This is a genomic window from Microbacterium sp. A93 (assembly GCF_051842835.1).
Window position 1 is genome coordinate 378,925 of record NZ_JBPXMT010000010.1, and the last position, 14,035, is coordinate 392,959.

At 59.1% G+C, this 14,035-nt stretch carries 12 protein-coding genes; 8 read left to right on the forward strand and 4 right to left on the reverse strand.

The window, feature by feature from the left end; translation table 11 throughout:
• Nucleotides 1-369 precede the first annotated feature (369 nt).
• Genes ACSU1G_RS24630 through ACSU1G_RS24640 form a run of 3 tightly spaced genes read right to left on the reverse strand, consistent with a single transcriptional unit; the run spans nucleotide 370 to nucleotide 6,268 of the window.
• Nucleotides 370-3,471 carry a type I restriction endonuclease subunit R gene (locus ACSU1G_RS24630; protein ID WP_439282644.1) on the reverse strand — a complete coding sequence of 1,034 codons (3,102 nt, stop codon included), beginning with the start codon at nucleotides 3,469-3,471 and terminating at the stop codon, nucleotides 370-372.
• Nucleotides 3,468-4,703, reverse strand: a complete 1,236-nt coding sequence (locus ACSU1G_RS24635) for a restriction endonuclease subunit S (RefSeq protein ID WP_439282645.1) — start codon at nucleotides 4,701-4,703, stop codon at nucleotides 3,468-3,470. The genes ACSU1G_RS24630 and ACSU1G_RS24635 overlap by 4 nt, the downstream gene beginning before the upstream one ends.
• The gene (locus tag ACSU1G_RS24640; RefSeq protein WP_439282646.1) at nucleotides 4,700-6,268 is read right to left on the reverse strand and encodes a type I restriction-modification system subunit M; all 1,569 of its coding nucleotides are present in this window, start codon (nucleotides 6,266-6,268) and stop codon (nucleotides 4,700-4,702) included. The genes ACSU1G_RS24635 and ACSU1G_RS24640 overlap by 4 nt, the downstream gene beginning before the upstream one ends.
• Before the next feature lie 613 nt (nucleotides 6,269-6,881).
• On the opposite strand from ACSU1G_RS24640, the gene ACSU1G_RS24645 reads away from it, so the two are divergent.
• The 8 genes from ACSU1G_RS24645 (at nucleotide 6,882) to ACSU1G_RS24680 (ending at nucleotide 13,470) form a co-directional block, all read left to right on the forward strand.
• A complete protein-coding gene (locus ACSU1G_RS24645; RefSeq protein ID WP_439282647.1) occupies nucleotides 6,882-7,835 on the forward strand; it encodes a hypothetical protein in 954 nt (317 codons plus the stop codon).
• 33 nt (nucleotides 7,836-7,868) lie between these two features.
• Nucleotides 7,869-8,417 carry a hypothetical protein gene (locus tag ACSU1G_RS24650; RefSeq protein WP_439282648.1) on the forward strand — a complete coding sequence of 183 codons (549 nt, stop codon included), beginning with the start codon at nucleotides 7,869-7,871 and terminating at the stop codon, nucleotides 8,415-8,417.
• A 620-nt stretch (nucleotides 8,418-9,037) separates the two neighbouring features.
• A complete protein-coding gene (locus tag ACSU1G_RS24655) occupies nucleotides 9,038-9,415 on the forward strand; it encodes a recombinase family protein (RefSeq protein WP_439282649.1) in 378 nt (125 codons plus the stop codon).
• 6 nt (nucleotides 9,416-9,421) lie between these two features.
• Nucleotides 9,422-9,601: a helix-turn-helix domain-containing protein gene (locus tag ACSU1G_RS24660; RefSeq protein ID WP_439282650.1), complete on the forward strand. Its 180-nt coding sequence runs from the start codon at nucleotides 9,422-9,424 to the stop codon at nucleotides 9,599-9,601.
• A gap of 8 nt (nucleotides 9,602-9,609) precedes the next feature.
• Nucleotides 9,610-10,494 carry an AbiV family abortive infection protein gene (locus tag ACSU1G_RS24665; RefSeq protein WP_439282651.1) on the forward strand — a complete coding sequence of 295 codons (885 nt, stop codon included), beginning with the start codon at nucleotides 9,610-9,612 and terminating at the stop codon, nucleotides 10,492-10,494.
• 351 nt (nucleotides 10,495-10,845) lie between these two features.
• Nucleotides 10,846-11,523 (forward strand): hypothetical protein, encoded by a 678-nt coding sequence (locus tag ACSU1G_RS24670; protein WP_439282652.1) that lies wholly within the window; start codon nucleotides 10,846-10,848, stop codon nucleotides 11,521-11,523.
• Nucleotides 11,520-12,284, forward strand: a complete 765-nt coding sequence (locus ACSU1G_RS24675) for a hypothetical protein (RefSeq protein ID WP_439282653.1) — start codon at nucleotides 11,520-11,522, stop codon at nucleotides 12,282-12,284. Before ACSU1G_RS24670 ends, ACSU1G_RS24675 begins: the two co-directional genes overlap by 4 nt.
• A gap of 478 nt (nucleotides 12,285-12,762) precedes the next feature.
• Entirely contained in the window at nucleotides 12,763-13,470 is a 708-nt protein-coding gene (locus ACSU1G_RS24680; protein WP_439282654.1) for a TRADD-N-associated membrane domain-containing protein, read from the forward strand.
• Between the two features lie 75 nt (nucleotides 13,471-13,545).
• Here the strand turns inward: ACSU1G_RS24680 and ACSU1G_RS24685 are convergent.
• The coding region (locus ACSU1G_RS24685; RefSeq protein ID WP_439282655.1) for a hypothetical protein at nucleotides 13,546-14,035 on the reverse strand (490 nt) is incomplete at its 5' end.

Genomic DNA, 14,035 nt, shown 5'->3' on the forward strand with positions numbered 1-14,035 from the left:
CGCTCCGTGAGCGGTGATTGGCGAGGAACGCGGACGACTCATGCACAGCGGGATAGCCGCACCGCCCCACTGGGGGTTGCCTCCTGGAAGGCGCCGCCTTGCTCGGGTGAAGGTCGACCTCCAGGCCCAGCGGGCGCCTCGGAGGTGCCCGCAACGTGAGCGAGTACCTTAGACCGGTGCCGAGTTCTGTGTTCAATTCGTATGGGCCAGACGTATGTCCCAACTCGACGGACTCGCGCGGTACTGCTTGAGGATAAAAGACGAACGTTGAGGGATCCCCTAACGTGCCCCCTTTCACCGGGTCTGTTATAGCTGCCCCATGGCAGCTATTGGTGTCGAGTTCACTCGGGCAATCAATTCGTGGGGTTCTCACCCATCACTGTACGAGCTGAGCCCAAAGAACCGTTCGAAAAACGTGCTGAGCTTGGCGATCACGCGTTGCTTCTTCTCACCGTGGCTTCCATCGGCAGTAAAGCGCGAAGCCGGCGGTAGCACATGGGTGATGGCGGTGCCTGTGGTGCGGATCGCTCCGTCGCGGAAGGCAGTGTCGACATAGGAACGGGTAGGTTCGGCGCGCAGCTTCTCCTCGACGATGATCGCCTCGAGCTCGGCTTCCCGCTTGGCTCGAACGAACGCGCACCATTCATCACCAATGGCACCTTCGAGGGACACAGAGTCGACGAAGTCCTCGATGAGGTCTTTCTTGTTGCGCAGGGTCGGGCTGGCATCAACTGCCCGGATGATCTCGGCTCGGATTTCCTTGTCGTCACTGTCGCCGTGTTGGGCGCGGTACTTGTCGACGAGCATCAGGATGTAGTCGACGTTGATCTCGACCTGCTTGATCAGTTCGATCTCGAAGACCACGTCATCGTTGATGGTCTCCTTTTCCGCGTCCTGGCCCTTGCGGAACTCGGCGTACAGATCGAGGTAAACGCTGCGGTAGTCCTGGCCCTGCCGGTCGGTGAGCACTTCGTGGCCGATGAACTCATCAAAAGAGGTGAGGATGTTCTGCAGGCGCAGGATCGCGCCGAATAGAGCAATGAATTCCTTCTGCGCACTCTCTCCGATGATGGGCTGGCCCAGGGGGAACGCCTGCAGTAGCTCAGTGACCTTCTCGGTGTACTCGCTGTAGTACTCGGAGTAGGGCTTAAGCAGTACGATCCCACGGGCGTCCTTGTTGCCGAACAACTCCAGGGCGGCATTGGTCTCGTCCTCCAGGTTACGGAAGGAGACGATGTTGCCGTAGGTCTTCACCGAATTCAGGATGCGGTTGGTGCGCGAGTAGGCCTGGATCAGTCCGTGAGCACGGAGGTTCTTGTCTACGAACAGGGTGTTCAGGGTGGTGGCGTCGAAGCCGGTGAGGAACATGTTGACTACGATCACCAGATCGATCTCGCGGTTCTTCAGCCTCTGGGAGAGGTCCTTATAGTAGTTCTGGAACTTGTCCGCCGAAGTGTCGTAGCTGGTACCGAACATGCCGTTGTAGTCCTGGATGGCACCTTCCAGGAACCCCCGCGCATCCGCGGTGAGGGCGTCGGTGTCGAACGCCTCGTCGTCAAGGATGCCGTCGTCGCTGGCATCGTTGGCGCCGTAGGAGTAGATCAGGCCGATCTTCAACCGACGGCCCGGCGAAAGCTGGTTCTGTTGGAGCCGAAAGTGGTCGTAGTAATGACGGGCGGCCTCGATCGAGGCTGCGGCGAACAGGGCATTGAACCCCCGCACCCGCTTTAGTTCCCGCACTGCTTCCGCCTGCCTGCGCGTGCGGGTCGCCTCGGCGACGTTGGTCACCACCGAGTGGGCATAGTTCGATGACCGCTTCGTCTTCTGGTCGAAGTGCTCCAGCGTGTACCCGACGACTTTGCTGATCCGTTCCGGGGCCAGCAGGGCCTTCTCGGTGTCGATGGCCGAGACCTGTTTGTCGACCACGGTCCCGACCCGGACCGTGTTGACGTAGTCGATGCGGAACGGCAGCACGTTTTTATCGGTGATCGCATCCACGATCGTGTACGTGTGCAACTTCTCGCCGAAGGCCTGCTCGGTGGTCTTCAGTTGCGGGTTGCCTCCGCTGCCGGAGTTGGCGGCGAAGATCGGCGTCCCGGTGAAGCCGAACAGGTTGTAGTGCTTGAATGCCTTGGTGATCGAGGTGTGCATGTCGCCGAACTGGGACCGGTGGCACTCATCGAAGATGATGACCACATGACCGGAATAGATCTCGTGGCCGGCGTTCGCCTTGATGAAGGTGGACAGCTTTTGGATCGTGGTGATGATGATCCGCGCGCCGGGGTCTTCCAGCTGTCGCTTGAGCACCGCGGTGGACGTGTTGGAGTTTGCCGCTCCCTTCTGGAACCGGTCGTACTCGCGCATCGTCTGGTAGTCCAGGTCCTTGCGGTCCACGACGAACAGCACCTTGTCCACGCTCGGCAGCTTCGTGGCCAACTGGGCGGCCTTGAAACTGGTCAGCGTCTTGCCCGAGCCAGTCGTGTGCCATACGTACCCCCCGGCAGTCAGGGTGCCGAGCTGCTTGTAATTGGTAGCGACCTCGATCTTCTGCAAGATCCGCTCAGTCGCCACGATCTGGTACGGCCGCATCACCAACAGCATCCGGTCCGCGGTTAGCACGCAGTACCGAGTCAGGAGGTTCAACAGCGTGTGCTTGGCGAAGAACGTCTTGGCGAACGCGGTGAGGTCTTGGATCGGCTTGTTCTGCGCATCCGCCCACCATGACGTGAACTCGAAACTATTCGAGGTCTTCCGACCCTTGCCGGGCTTGCGCTCTTCGCTGAGGTGCTGGCGGCGGGTGGTGTTGGAGTAGTACTTCGTCAGTGTGCCGTTGCTGACCACGAACAGCTGTACGTACTCGAACAGACCAGAGCCAGCCCAGAAGCCATCACGCTGATACCGGTCGATCTGGTTGAACGCCTCTCGGATGTCCACCCCGCGGCGCTTGAGTTCGATGTGCACCATCGGCAACCCGTTCACCAACACGGTGACGTCATAGCGGTTCGCATAGCGCGCGCCACCCTCACCCCGATCGACCTCGTATTGGTTGATCACCTGCAAGCGGTTGTTGTGGATGTTCTGCTTATCCAGCAACCTGATGTTCTTCGAGCTGCCATCATCCCGCTTCAAGATCTGCACGTGGTCCTCGTGGACACGCACCGTCTTCTCTACGATCCCCTCGTTCTTCCCCGCAATGCTCTCCGTGAAGAACTGGTGCCATTCCGCATCCGAGAAAACCACATGGTTCAGCTTCTCCAGTTGGGCACGGAGATTGGCCACCAGCTGCACCTCAGAGGTGAGCGGTAAGTACTCGTACGCCTGAGACTGAAAGAGCCGGATCAGCTCTCGCTCAAGTTCTGCCTCCGACTGGTACGCCACCTCTGCCTTCGCGTCCGGCACATACTCGGTGACGACCGTGCTCTCCCCCGACGTCGCGATCGGATCGTACTTCCGGGCGGCTGCTTCCCTCATGCCGCAGCATCCTTAAACGTCAGAAACTTCTGGCGGTAGTACTCGTACTGCTTGCGACGGGCCGCAAGCTCCGCCGGCAGGCCGATGCTGAGGTCATTCACGAGAGCCTCGAAGCGGTCGAGCACTTGCACCACCTCCTCTTGCCTCTGCCTAGGGGGCAGGGGGACCGTCACGGTTTTGACGATGTCTGCATTCAGGTTCTTGACAGTCCCGGCCCCGGCACGCCGTGCGAATTCTGCCTGGACCGGAGCTGAGCGCAAGAGGTAATAGAGATAGTCCGGAACGAAGGACTCGTCGAAGTTGCTAATGGCGAGCCAGCCGTCATGGATGCATCCTTCGATCTTTGAAATGTACGGGCGCCCGAAGCTCATCGAGTTGGAGAGCACAAAGTCACCCGGATGAATGCGACGGGACTTAGCGGCTCCGGCAGGCGTGACATGTTGTGCGGTCTCCGTAATGTACTTAGCATCCGCGGGCGCGTCGCCGATCTTGATCCACGGAATGCCATCCTCACGGGCAGTCATGAACGCCTGAATCGGGCGCGGTGAAGCACCCCGCACAATCGTTGCTACGTCCCCGAGGCGGACACGAGGCACGTCTTCTGCGCTCTCGAGGAGAGTGTGCGCATAGTGCCCGTACTGGTGACTCCGCGCTTCCAGTTCCGCTTCCAGTTCCGCTTCCAGTTCCGCTTCCAGTTGCGCGAATTGGTCTAGCACCCTAACGATCTCTCGCTGGACTTCAAGAGGAGGGAGGGGGAAGCGGAACCGCTTGAAGCCAGCCATGTCCACCGATGCAAAGCTCGAAGTCGTCGTATTGTTGCGGCACCATTCGTCGAGGACGAAACCGTAGTAATAGACAAAGTTCATGTCTAAGGCGTCCCTGTACTTCTGCTTAAGCGTCAGGGAAGTGAACCTCTGATTCGACAGATGGGGGACCGTGATTAATGCGTGCTCGCCAATCGTCGCGGAAGTCGCGACGAGCAATGAGTTAGCTGGAAAGAGTCTCCCGCCCTTGACTGCACCTGCGGAAATGCGCTGGATGGAATCATGGAGCACCCCACCGTTCTCCCTAAGATCCTCCATGCGGAACCAGGGAATCGTTCCATCAGTCCAGAATGATGCGTTGGATTTGGAAGGGGTATACCCGTTGCGAAGATCGAACAGTTCCTCCAACTCGAGGAATTGCATCCCTCCCGGGCACTGCTCCCTGATCAGGTCGTCGATATGGCTCATCTGGCGCTCTCCAGGTCGGTGACAATACTGTCAATCGATGAGCGAAGTTCCTGCTGACGGGCGACGATACAAGAGATCTCGGCGTTCAGCTCGGTGATATCGATGATCTCACGGGTGTCTTCGGCTTCAACGTAGGAAGAGACTGCGATGTTGTAGTCGTTTGCGGCAATGTCCTCGTTGGACACGAGTTTGATGAAGTGGTCTGCGTCCTTGCGGGTGGTGAAGGCGTCGAGAATCTTCTGCTGGTTGATGTCAGCAAGCTTGTTCTTGGTGCCGGCGCGGACAAACTCCGTGGAAGCGTCGATGAACACCACGGCATTGTCCGTCTTGGACTTCTTGAGCACGATGATGCAGGTTGCGATCGTGGTGCCGAAAAACAGGTCCGGGGGAAGTTGGATGACGGCGTCGACGTAGTCGTTGTCGATGAGGTACTTACGGATCTTTTTCTCCGCGCCGCCCCGGTAGAGCACTCCGGGGAACTCGACGATTGCGGCGGTGCCGTTCACGGCCAACCAGGACAGAATGTGCATCGTGAACGCCAGGTCGGCCTTGGACTTCGGGGCAAGTACACCGGCCGGGGCGAAGCGTTCATCGTTGATGAGTAGCGGGTTGCTGTCGCCCTCCCATTTGGTGGAGTAGGGCGGGTTGGAAACGATGGCCTCGAAAGGCTCGACGTCCCAGTGCTTGGGATCGGTGAGGGTGTCGCCGTGCGCGAGGTTGAACTTCTCGTAGTTGATATCGTGCAGGAACATGTTGATGCGGGCGAGATTGTACGTGGTGAGGTTGATTTCCTGACCGTAGAAGCCCTGCCGCACGTTGTCTTTGCCGAGAACCTTCGCAAATTTCAGCAGCAGGGAGCCCGAACCAACCGCGGGGTCATAGACCTTGTTGACTTGAGTCTTGCCCACCACGGTGATGCGCGCGAGCAGCTCGGAGACTTCCTGCGGGGTGTAGTACTCGCCGCCGGACTTGCCCGCCTGGGAGGCGTACATGCCCATGAGGTATTCATAGGCGTCGCCGAATAGGTCGATCGAGTTGTCCTCGAAATTCCCCAGCGGCAGCTCACCGATCGCATCCAACAGCTTCACGAGCTTCTCATTGCGCTTGGCCACCGTGTTGCCCAGCTTGGGGCTGTTAACGTCCAGGTCAGCAAACAGTCCTTTAAGGTCGTCCTCGCTGTCGGTGCCGACCGCCGAGCCTTCGATGTTCTTGAACACCTGCTCTAGCGTCTCGTTCAAGTTCGGGTCGTGGGGTGCCCGCTTGCGCACGTTCCGGAAAAGCTCGGAGGGCAGGATGTAGAAGCCCTTCTCTGCCACAGTCTCGGTGCGCGCGACCTCGGCTTGAACGTCAGGCAGCGTGGCGTAGTCAAAACCTTCGACGCCGGCTTTGTGCTCGCCTTTATTGATGTAGATGGTGAGGTTTTCGGAGATGAACCGGTAAAACAGCATGCCCAACACATAGGACTTGAAGTCCCACCCGTCGACGCTGCCGCGCATGTCGTTCGCGATCCGCCAGATCGTCTTGTGCAGCTCGGCGCGCTGTCCCTCTTTAGTTGTCGGTGCCATCTCAATAACTCCTGTGCCGTAGCGTGACTAGTGATCGGTCGGATTCGGAACTCACGGTATCGGCAGGCGGTCGCAAAAGTATAAATCAACGCGATTGAGGCCCTGGTCCCCTCCGGCGCCGGCAGGCAATGCCCTCGACCACCCGCCTATGGTCTCCGAAGGGAGTGACCTCGCCGGCCCTAGGCCGAGGACAGTAGCGGCTCGAGCCGTTCTCACTAGTCGTCCGTGAACACCCGATCCCGCGACCCTGTCGCCCCCTACCGGGCCAGCGTGCTGCGAACTTCATCAACCCGAAGGGTAACACCAGACCTCCCGCGCCCTCTGTGTTCGTCCGCTCAGAGTCAGGCAACGTAGTCGATTTCGTCGCTGCTCATTCCTGCAAATGACGGTCGGGCTACTCAAACCCAGAGAACCGAATACGCGAACCAGCCGGCCAATGTCAGGTTCGAGAGCATAGAGATCGGGAATAACCACAACCACCCCCCAGCATCGGATGCAGCCCACATCAGAAGCGGAAGAATACCCAGTACGGTTTAGACGAAGGTCTCCCCAACCGCCGGCAGGGAACCACGAATCAACCCGCAACGTCGCGGGACAGCAGATAGGGGCAGCCTTGCCGTACCGCACGATGACATACAGGGAAGTCCTCGGCAACGTCAGCCACCAGCCCCAACCTCTCCTCGATCTCTCCGATATCCAAGGCGTCGACCTGCTGGACGAGTTCGAGACCTGGGCCCGGTGCCTGTCGGACGACCACTTCAAGGACGGCACAAAGTTGACTTACGGCACAAAACCCGCCGTGACTCGCCGGAACCGTCTGGTCCTTCTGGAGATGCGGACTGGGCACTACGGCATGGCCGGTGAACAGGTCATCGATGTCTCCAATCATGCAGACCAGTATGAGACCCGCGACGAGGATGCCAGCACCGTCAGAACTCGTTGTGCGTTCCTCCTGCCTCCCGGGCACACCCGTGGCCTGTTCTTCACCGAACGCCAACGGCACGACAACAGTGGCGAACGCGTCCTTGACTCCTTCAAAGGCCACACCCGCGCACTGATTGCTGGTAAGAGCAAGAAGGGTGCGGACGCCAATCTCGTCCTGGAGACCCCTACGGTGGTTGAATCCGAGGCTTGGCTGGAGGCCGCAGACCTGGAAGATATCCATATCGTCCGTTACGAACACCAGCAGGATGTCGCGTCCGATTCTCCGCTGCGGGGCATTCCCGTCACCTATGCCAGCAGCATCGCTCCAGTCAAAGGTCAGCGAGCGTTGCCTCGGCGCCTATGGGATGCGTTCCGGAAAGAACCCGAATCAGCCCTGGCCTATCTCGGCATCAACGAAGCAACGAGTGAGGATGTCGACGAGGTCCGGCTCAAAGTCGGCGACGGCACCAAGAGCCGAGAGTTCATTGTGGGCCGGACCAAGACACCGTCGGTCCGAATCCTTCTCACCTCTCCTGGGGAACCAGCCCTTAACGAGACCACGCTGGTGGATAAGATCGACGAAACCGCGCATTCCTATTACCAGCGGTGGAAATTACAGTATGACTACGCGTGGACCCGCTAGATTCGCTGTCAGGAAGTAATAGGGAGGGTGTCAGTGGAGCTCCGCAGTGACGTTCGCCCCATCCTGAAGGCCCACATCTCCACACTCCGCAACCACGATGGCCGGATCCCAGTCCAAGAGCTTTTGGCAAACTTCATCGCGCCGATCGTCCTGGGTGCCGGCTTCGGTGTCTGGCAGGTAGCTACAGAAGCCTCGTTTCCCTTTGGGAACTTGCTCGCAGGGTTAGCGATCCTTTTTGGATTCTTTCTCGCCCTGACCACATTCGTCTTCAGCCTCCGCCGGCAGGTGTCCACCCGGCGTCCATTGACCGATCTCAGGGCTCCGGTCCTGATCGATGAGCTCTTCGTCAACTGCGAATACGCCGTCATCGTTTCCGGGGCCGCTACGGTACTGGCCCTGTTGTTCGACGTCATCGGCCAGCCGATCCTCGGAAGCGTCCTGATCGTTGCCTTGGCGCACATATTTGTCCTTGTCATGATGTGCCTCAAACGGCTCAACCGCGCCTACGAGATCCATAAGGAGGATCTGCGCGCCGAGGCTCGCGCTGCCCGCGACGGCAGACAACGAGGAAACGCCGCCTAGGTGTCCCCTCGAGGCCTGTTGGTGGCCAAGCGCCCTCCGGCGCGGAAGGCTTTCCCATGGACGATAGCCACACGGCCGTCGAGTCATCATCGAGCCGGCAGCCACAGGATTGGGGGTGGGCAAGTCCGTGGTTCTGACCCGCGTGGCCGGGACTAAGGCTCGCGAGGACGGGACCACGGACGAGGTCTTGGTGAACCCGTTTGCAGATCGTCACCGAGGGCCAGATCGGGCCCCGCATCACCTCCACCCCCCTCGACACCGGTGTCACCCGGAGGATTTGGTCATTCCCCGGGTGGCCTGACATGAAGCGATAGACAAGCTTCCGCCTGTCATGTCGCGGCCCGGCCCGGGTTGAGGGCGTTGTCGACGGTCGGCGCCAGCTGGAGATTTCGACGACACGAATATCGAGTGCATGCACGCAGCGCCACCTGTCTCAACAATGGTTCCTTTGATGCGACTGCTGAGCGACCGCCAAGGCAGTTCGAACGAATACCCGGACAACGCCATGTTTACAAGAAGTTTACAAGTGCAACCAGCGTCGTTTATCGTCTCAATCGCCTGTCTCGTTCGCTTGTGTCTCAACTCGGGAGAACCTGTCGATTTGCTGAGACTGGGCGAGGATGGCCAGCCTGGGATATACGCGTGTCAGCACGGTGGAGCAGAACGCGGACTTACAGATCCGCGCCCTCGATGACGCGGGGTGCCTGAAGGTCTACACGAACCACGGCGTCGGCGGGACCAAAGCCAGGCGACCCCAACTGGAGAACCTGCTGGAGCCTGCCCGAGCCGGGGACGAGCTCGTGGTAAGGAAGCGCGACCGACTCGGCCAGAACACCCGCCAGCTGCTCGACCTCGTGGACCACCTCGACTCCGAGGGCATTCACTTCCGGTCTCTGAACGAAGGGATCGCCACGACCGGCCCGATGGGAAAAGCCATGCTCACGGTCATGTCCGACTTCGCCCAACTCGAGCGCGACCAGCTCGCAGAACGCACCTAGGCCGGCATGAAGGCCGCCGCCGCGCGGGGCCGCAAAGGCGGCTGGCCAGCCGTCAACCCCGACGCCGAGAAGGTCCGGCCGGCCAGCCATTACCGGCTTGTGGGGCTCACCCCACCGGAGATCGCCAAACTGCTGGGTGTTAGCCGGGCCACTGCGTACCGCTATCTGGCCCTCGTGGCCGCATAGTTGATATCATGCAGGCCCGCCGACTCAGTTCTATAGTTCAAGTCCCCAAACATGATCGCTTCGAGATCCTGTCTGAGGGACTCAAGATGATTAGCGAAAACTTGTCGGTCCTCGTGAGTGATATCAAGGAACTCGACGAGAGGCGCAGATATCGTGCAGCGGCAGTTCTCCGAGTATTCGCCGAGGAAGAGGCAGCGAAGGTCCTCATCATCTTAGACCTAGCGCGTGCTGGCTGGAGTGACGCCGGTGTCGTTCAGAGGACCATCCGGAGCTTCTACAATCACCTTTCGCGCGGCCTGTACGTCAAAGCATACGAATGGGCGCCCGCCGATCTGGCCGAGGTGCGACGCTACATCGAGCAAGACCGACGTGAGTTCTACCTCGACGGTCCCATGGACGTGGACTGGATATTCGCAAACGAAGTGGTCAGTGGCCGGGAGGAACGCCTCTACGTCGACTATGTCGAAGACGAAGACGGTGAAGGTCGTTGGGTCGGCCCCAAGGACCATTCAGAGATATACGAAGACCCAATGTTTTTCCGGACGCCTCGCATTAGCCGCATCATCAGACTTGTCGAGCACATGAGCGAAATTGGACTCCTAGCAACCACTGGTTTGGAAGCAACGCGAAAGGTCTTCGACGGTGTCGCTCTTGAGGATTCGACTCGCTGGGGGAAACTTCAGGATCTCAACGTCCAAGTGATAAAGCGTTTGTCCCTGTCCAGGTGCTACACGGTAAGCGATCACGAGGCGCTACTTTTCGTCATTGAGCATTGGACCTTCCCCTTGACTGGTCTTGATCTCACCATGAAGAGAATCGATCCTAATCAACTAAAACAAGCGCGGGCCCGCGCCCTCGCGCGCGAGTTTGGGATGGAAGATTACGGATACTGATCCGAAACCATAGAGCACCGCGCACAGCCTTTCTCTCGAGGACTTCGAAAATCTGCGCGCACCGGAGATCATCGCCGGCGAGATCGTTGAGGACCTCGCCGCCGCGTTGGAGGAGTGCGTTGCCGCCGCGGCAGCACTCGAAGCGACTGTACCTAAGGAGGACGACTTGGACTGAAGGTCCCTATGACGGCCCAGGCGTCGACAAGAAGTCGTATTTGGAGCTCCGTTCCGCCACGCCCTGCCAATACAAAGCCCGCCGGTGTCCATTGCTATGTCTGCGTCGGTCAAACGACAGGCGCTGTCAGATAACATTCACAGGACTCTTTAGCACGCAAAGTATGGAAGGCGTAGATGGAACACGAGCGAGAAAACGCGGAGTATGCGACATTTTGCGAATCAGCACGCGTGGCATTGGAGAACGAGGCAGAGATTTTACTCGACAGTTCACTCAGTCGACTGTCCTCGTTGAAGAGCACGTGGCACCCCAACGGATTTGCGGTCTTCCACCTCAACGACGAGCACGAACTCGGAAAGTTGCGCCTGCATATTTGGCCGGATGCCGAGAGAATCGTGAGGCCCGATGACGCACCGATACATAGTCATGTTTGGCATCTCTGCAGCCACATCTTGGCGGGAACCTATTCCGAGACACTCTATGAGAAAGTAAGTCCAGGATCGGCCCAAAGCAGCGAGTATCACAGCGTTGCCATCGACTACCTGGTCGACAAAGACACTTTCGCTTCGCCTGGCACGGCGTGCCTGAGGCCGGCCTCCACGATCCTGGCCAACGCCGGAGAGTTTCATCTGGTCCCCGCAGAAATGCCGCATGAAACTCACATAGGGGAACGCTCTTTTGTAGCGACCCTGCTTCTTACGTCGAACCCAGTATCAGGACAGGCCATCATGTACTCCCCGGAAGAGATCCAGACCAGTACATACCATCGCCCCGTCCTCAGCCGAGAGCAGAAGATGGAACTACTTAGCCAGCTAGAACATGAGGTCGAGAGTCGAGCCGGGCTCCGAAATTGACGAAATCGCCGGAACCTTTCCCCGCACGCGTTAAGAACCATCTCAAAAACGACCTTGATCTCCTAATCCTGGTTGCCGCAGCTATCGTCCTTACGTTCCTGGGCATCGCGGGCACGCCAGATGACCTCTTGAACCCCACCATCGTTGCCTTGCTTGGTGCTCTTGCCTTCTCGCAACTCAAGAGTCGTGATCAGGTCGCTGCCGTGACGGCAACCTGGCACCGCTCGAGGACTGCCCTACTATTGCGAGGTTTTCCAGAGGAGTACTACGCAGCTCGAAGTGCCGCGTCGCACAACTACTTCTTCGCCGGCACAACGATGAGTCGAACTCTGCCAACCATGAGTCACGACCTCAGGCGCATTCTCAATAACGGCGGTTCAGTACGAATACTCCTGCCCGACCCTCATGACCAGCCTCTAATGGAAATGATCGCCAAGACACACCCATCGAGGCCTCCTGAAGCGGTTCGGCGCGCTATTGAGAACGCGCTAAGTCAGGCAGAGGACTTGTGTCAGTCAGATAGGGGCCAGCTGGAAATACGAACCATTCGATTCTTGCCAAGCATTGGCATCAATGCCTTGGACTTAGGGCATCCGTCAGAATCAATCATGGTGCAGATGTACGAGTTTCGTACCAACAGCCAAAAGGAACGTGCGCCGATCTTCTACCTAACCGCTAAGGATGGTGAGTGGATCAGACACTTTACAGACCAGATTGATCGAATGTGGAAAAACGGTGTGCAACGGTTCCCTCAACCCTGAGCCTCGATGGGCTGATGAGCCCCACCTCCCATACGGCACTTCCCTAGCGTTCCCGTGCCCACACACAGTCTCGCAACCGACATTGGCGACACGATTCGAGCCCCATGGTTCCAATACATGGTTGCGAAACCCGCGGCGGCAGGGATGGGCGCGAAAATCTGCGCATCGGCCAATGTTCGCCAGAGCAAGCACGAGACGTCTTGTATCCCATCGGATACGAGACAACGGACCGCCAATGGGGTTTCGCCGGGCTCGCTATCCTCAGTTCATGACAAATGACCGGGCCCTTGGCGGTAGTCAGACTCCGACGCCCTCTTCGAAACACCACGAATCGGCCGAATCTGGCCAACCGTCAGAATCTCGCCCGTATACGGAGTTTGGCCCAGTTCCACGGAGCATTCTTGAGCTTCAGCGACCCGCCGAGCGTCGTCTAGAAACAAGCACTAAATGGGCTGCTCGGATGACGTCAGGACTAACCGTGATCACCGGCGCGATCGCCGGCGCGACGTTGTTTATACCCCCTATTTTCGCGACCACCAGTGATTCGCTCGGCACCTGGGACCTATCTGACGTTCCTGTCGGCTTTTGGTTAGGTTTATCAGGAGTTGTCCTTTTCGGAGTACTCGCTGTCCTGCTGCAGCAATCGCTTGCTGCCCGACGATCGGCCGCAGCACAGGAGAAGGCCGAATGGGCGCTGCAGGGCCTGAAAGACTCCGATGACCTGTTGGGCCTTATTAAGGCGAATGCATCTCAAATGCACGCATACGACCTCATGGCACGAAGGCAAGCCGCGCAGTCCCATCGGGCATCAATGATCGCTATGTTCGTTGGCCTCGCCCTTGTCGCGGCAGGCGTGGCAGTTGCCATAATGGCCCCGGACGCAGTATCGAAAATTACCGGCGCGTCCGTGACCTCGATTGGGGCTGTGGTGGGCGGATATGTGGCGAGAACTTTCATGGCCAATGGACGACGTTCCTCTGAAAATGCCGCGTTCTACTTCCAGCAACCGTTGGTAACGAGTTACCTTCTGACGGCCGAGCGGCTGATTTCTCAGCTTCCAGAGCAGGAACGGCCCCAGGCGCTTTCTACAACAATCGACACAGTTTTACGCCAAGCCAGCGCAGCGGCCGGTGGGTCAGGAACCGCCGACGTGGAGAACATTTCCGGACGCCCTCTTTCCGACTAGTCCCGTCCCGTGGTGGTTCCTGGGCCCAGTGCGTGCTCGGCACAAACTTCGGGGTCAGACGACCGCCTGACTGACTCACCGATCCCACGCCCTCAATTGTCGGTTCATAGCAGGAACGTGGTGAGCGATGTGCTCGTCGGCTACCCCGTGATCAGACTGCGGTGACTCGAGGTTGATCCAGTTGTCGGATAGCCCCGACACCAGTGCCTCGTGGCGGGCGTCGCGGCCGCCCGTCCGGTTTTCTGCGGTGGGGTTCAAGGCAGCGTGGGCGGCGTGGTGGTAGTGGGCGGTGTTGTCCTTCTCGGTGGGGGCCTTGCCGAGTGGGGTGTCGGCGTCGTCCTGTCCTGACACGGCCCGCCAGACGAGCACGTCGGCGGCCGCCGCACGACGGGCGCCCATTTCGGGGTGGTGCAGGGCGAATTCCTCGTACCAGACGGGAGGGTCGGCCTCGATCTGTATAGACGGCTCTTTCGGTAGCGGGTGTGTAGCGATCCGGTAGCACGGGCGCAGGTATCCGGTAGTGCTTCTATCGGGGTCACTGCGCCCGCGCTGTTGGGTCAGGCCG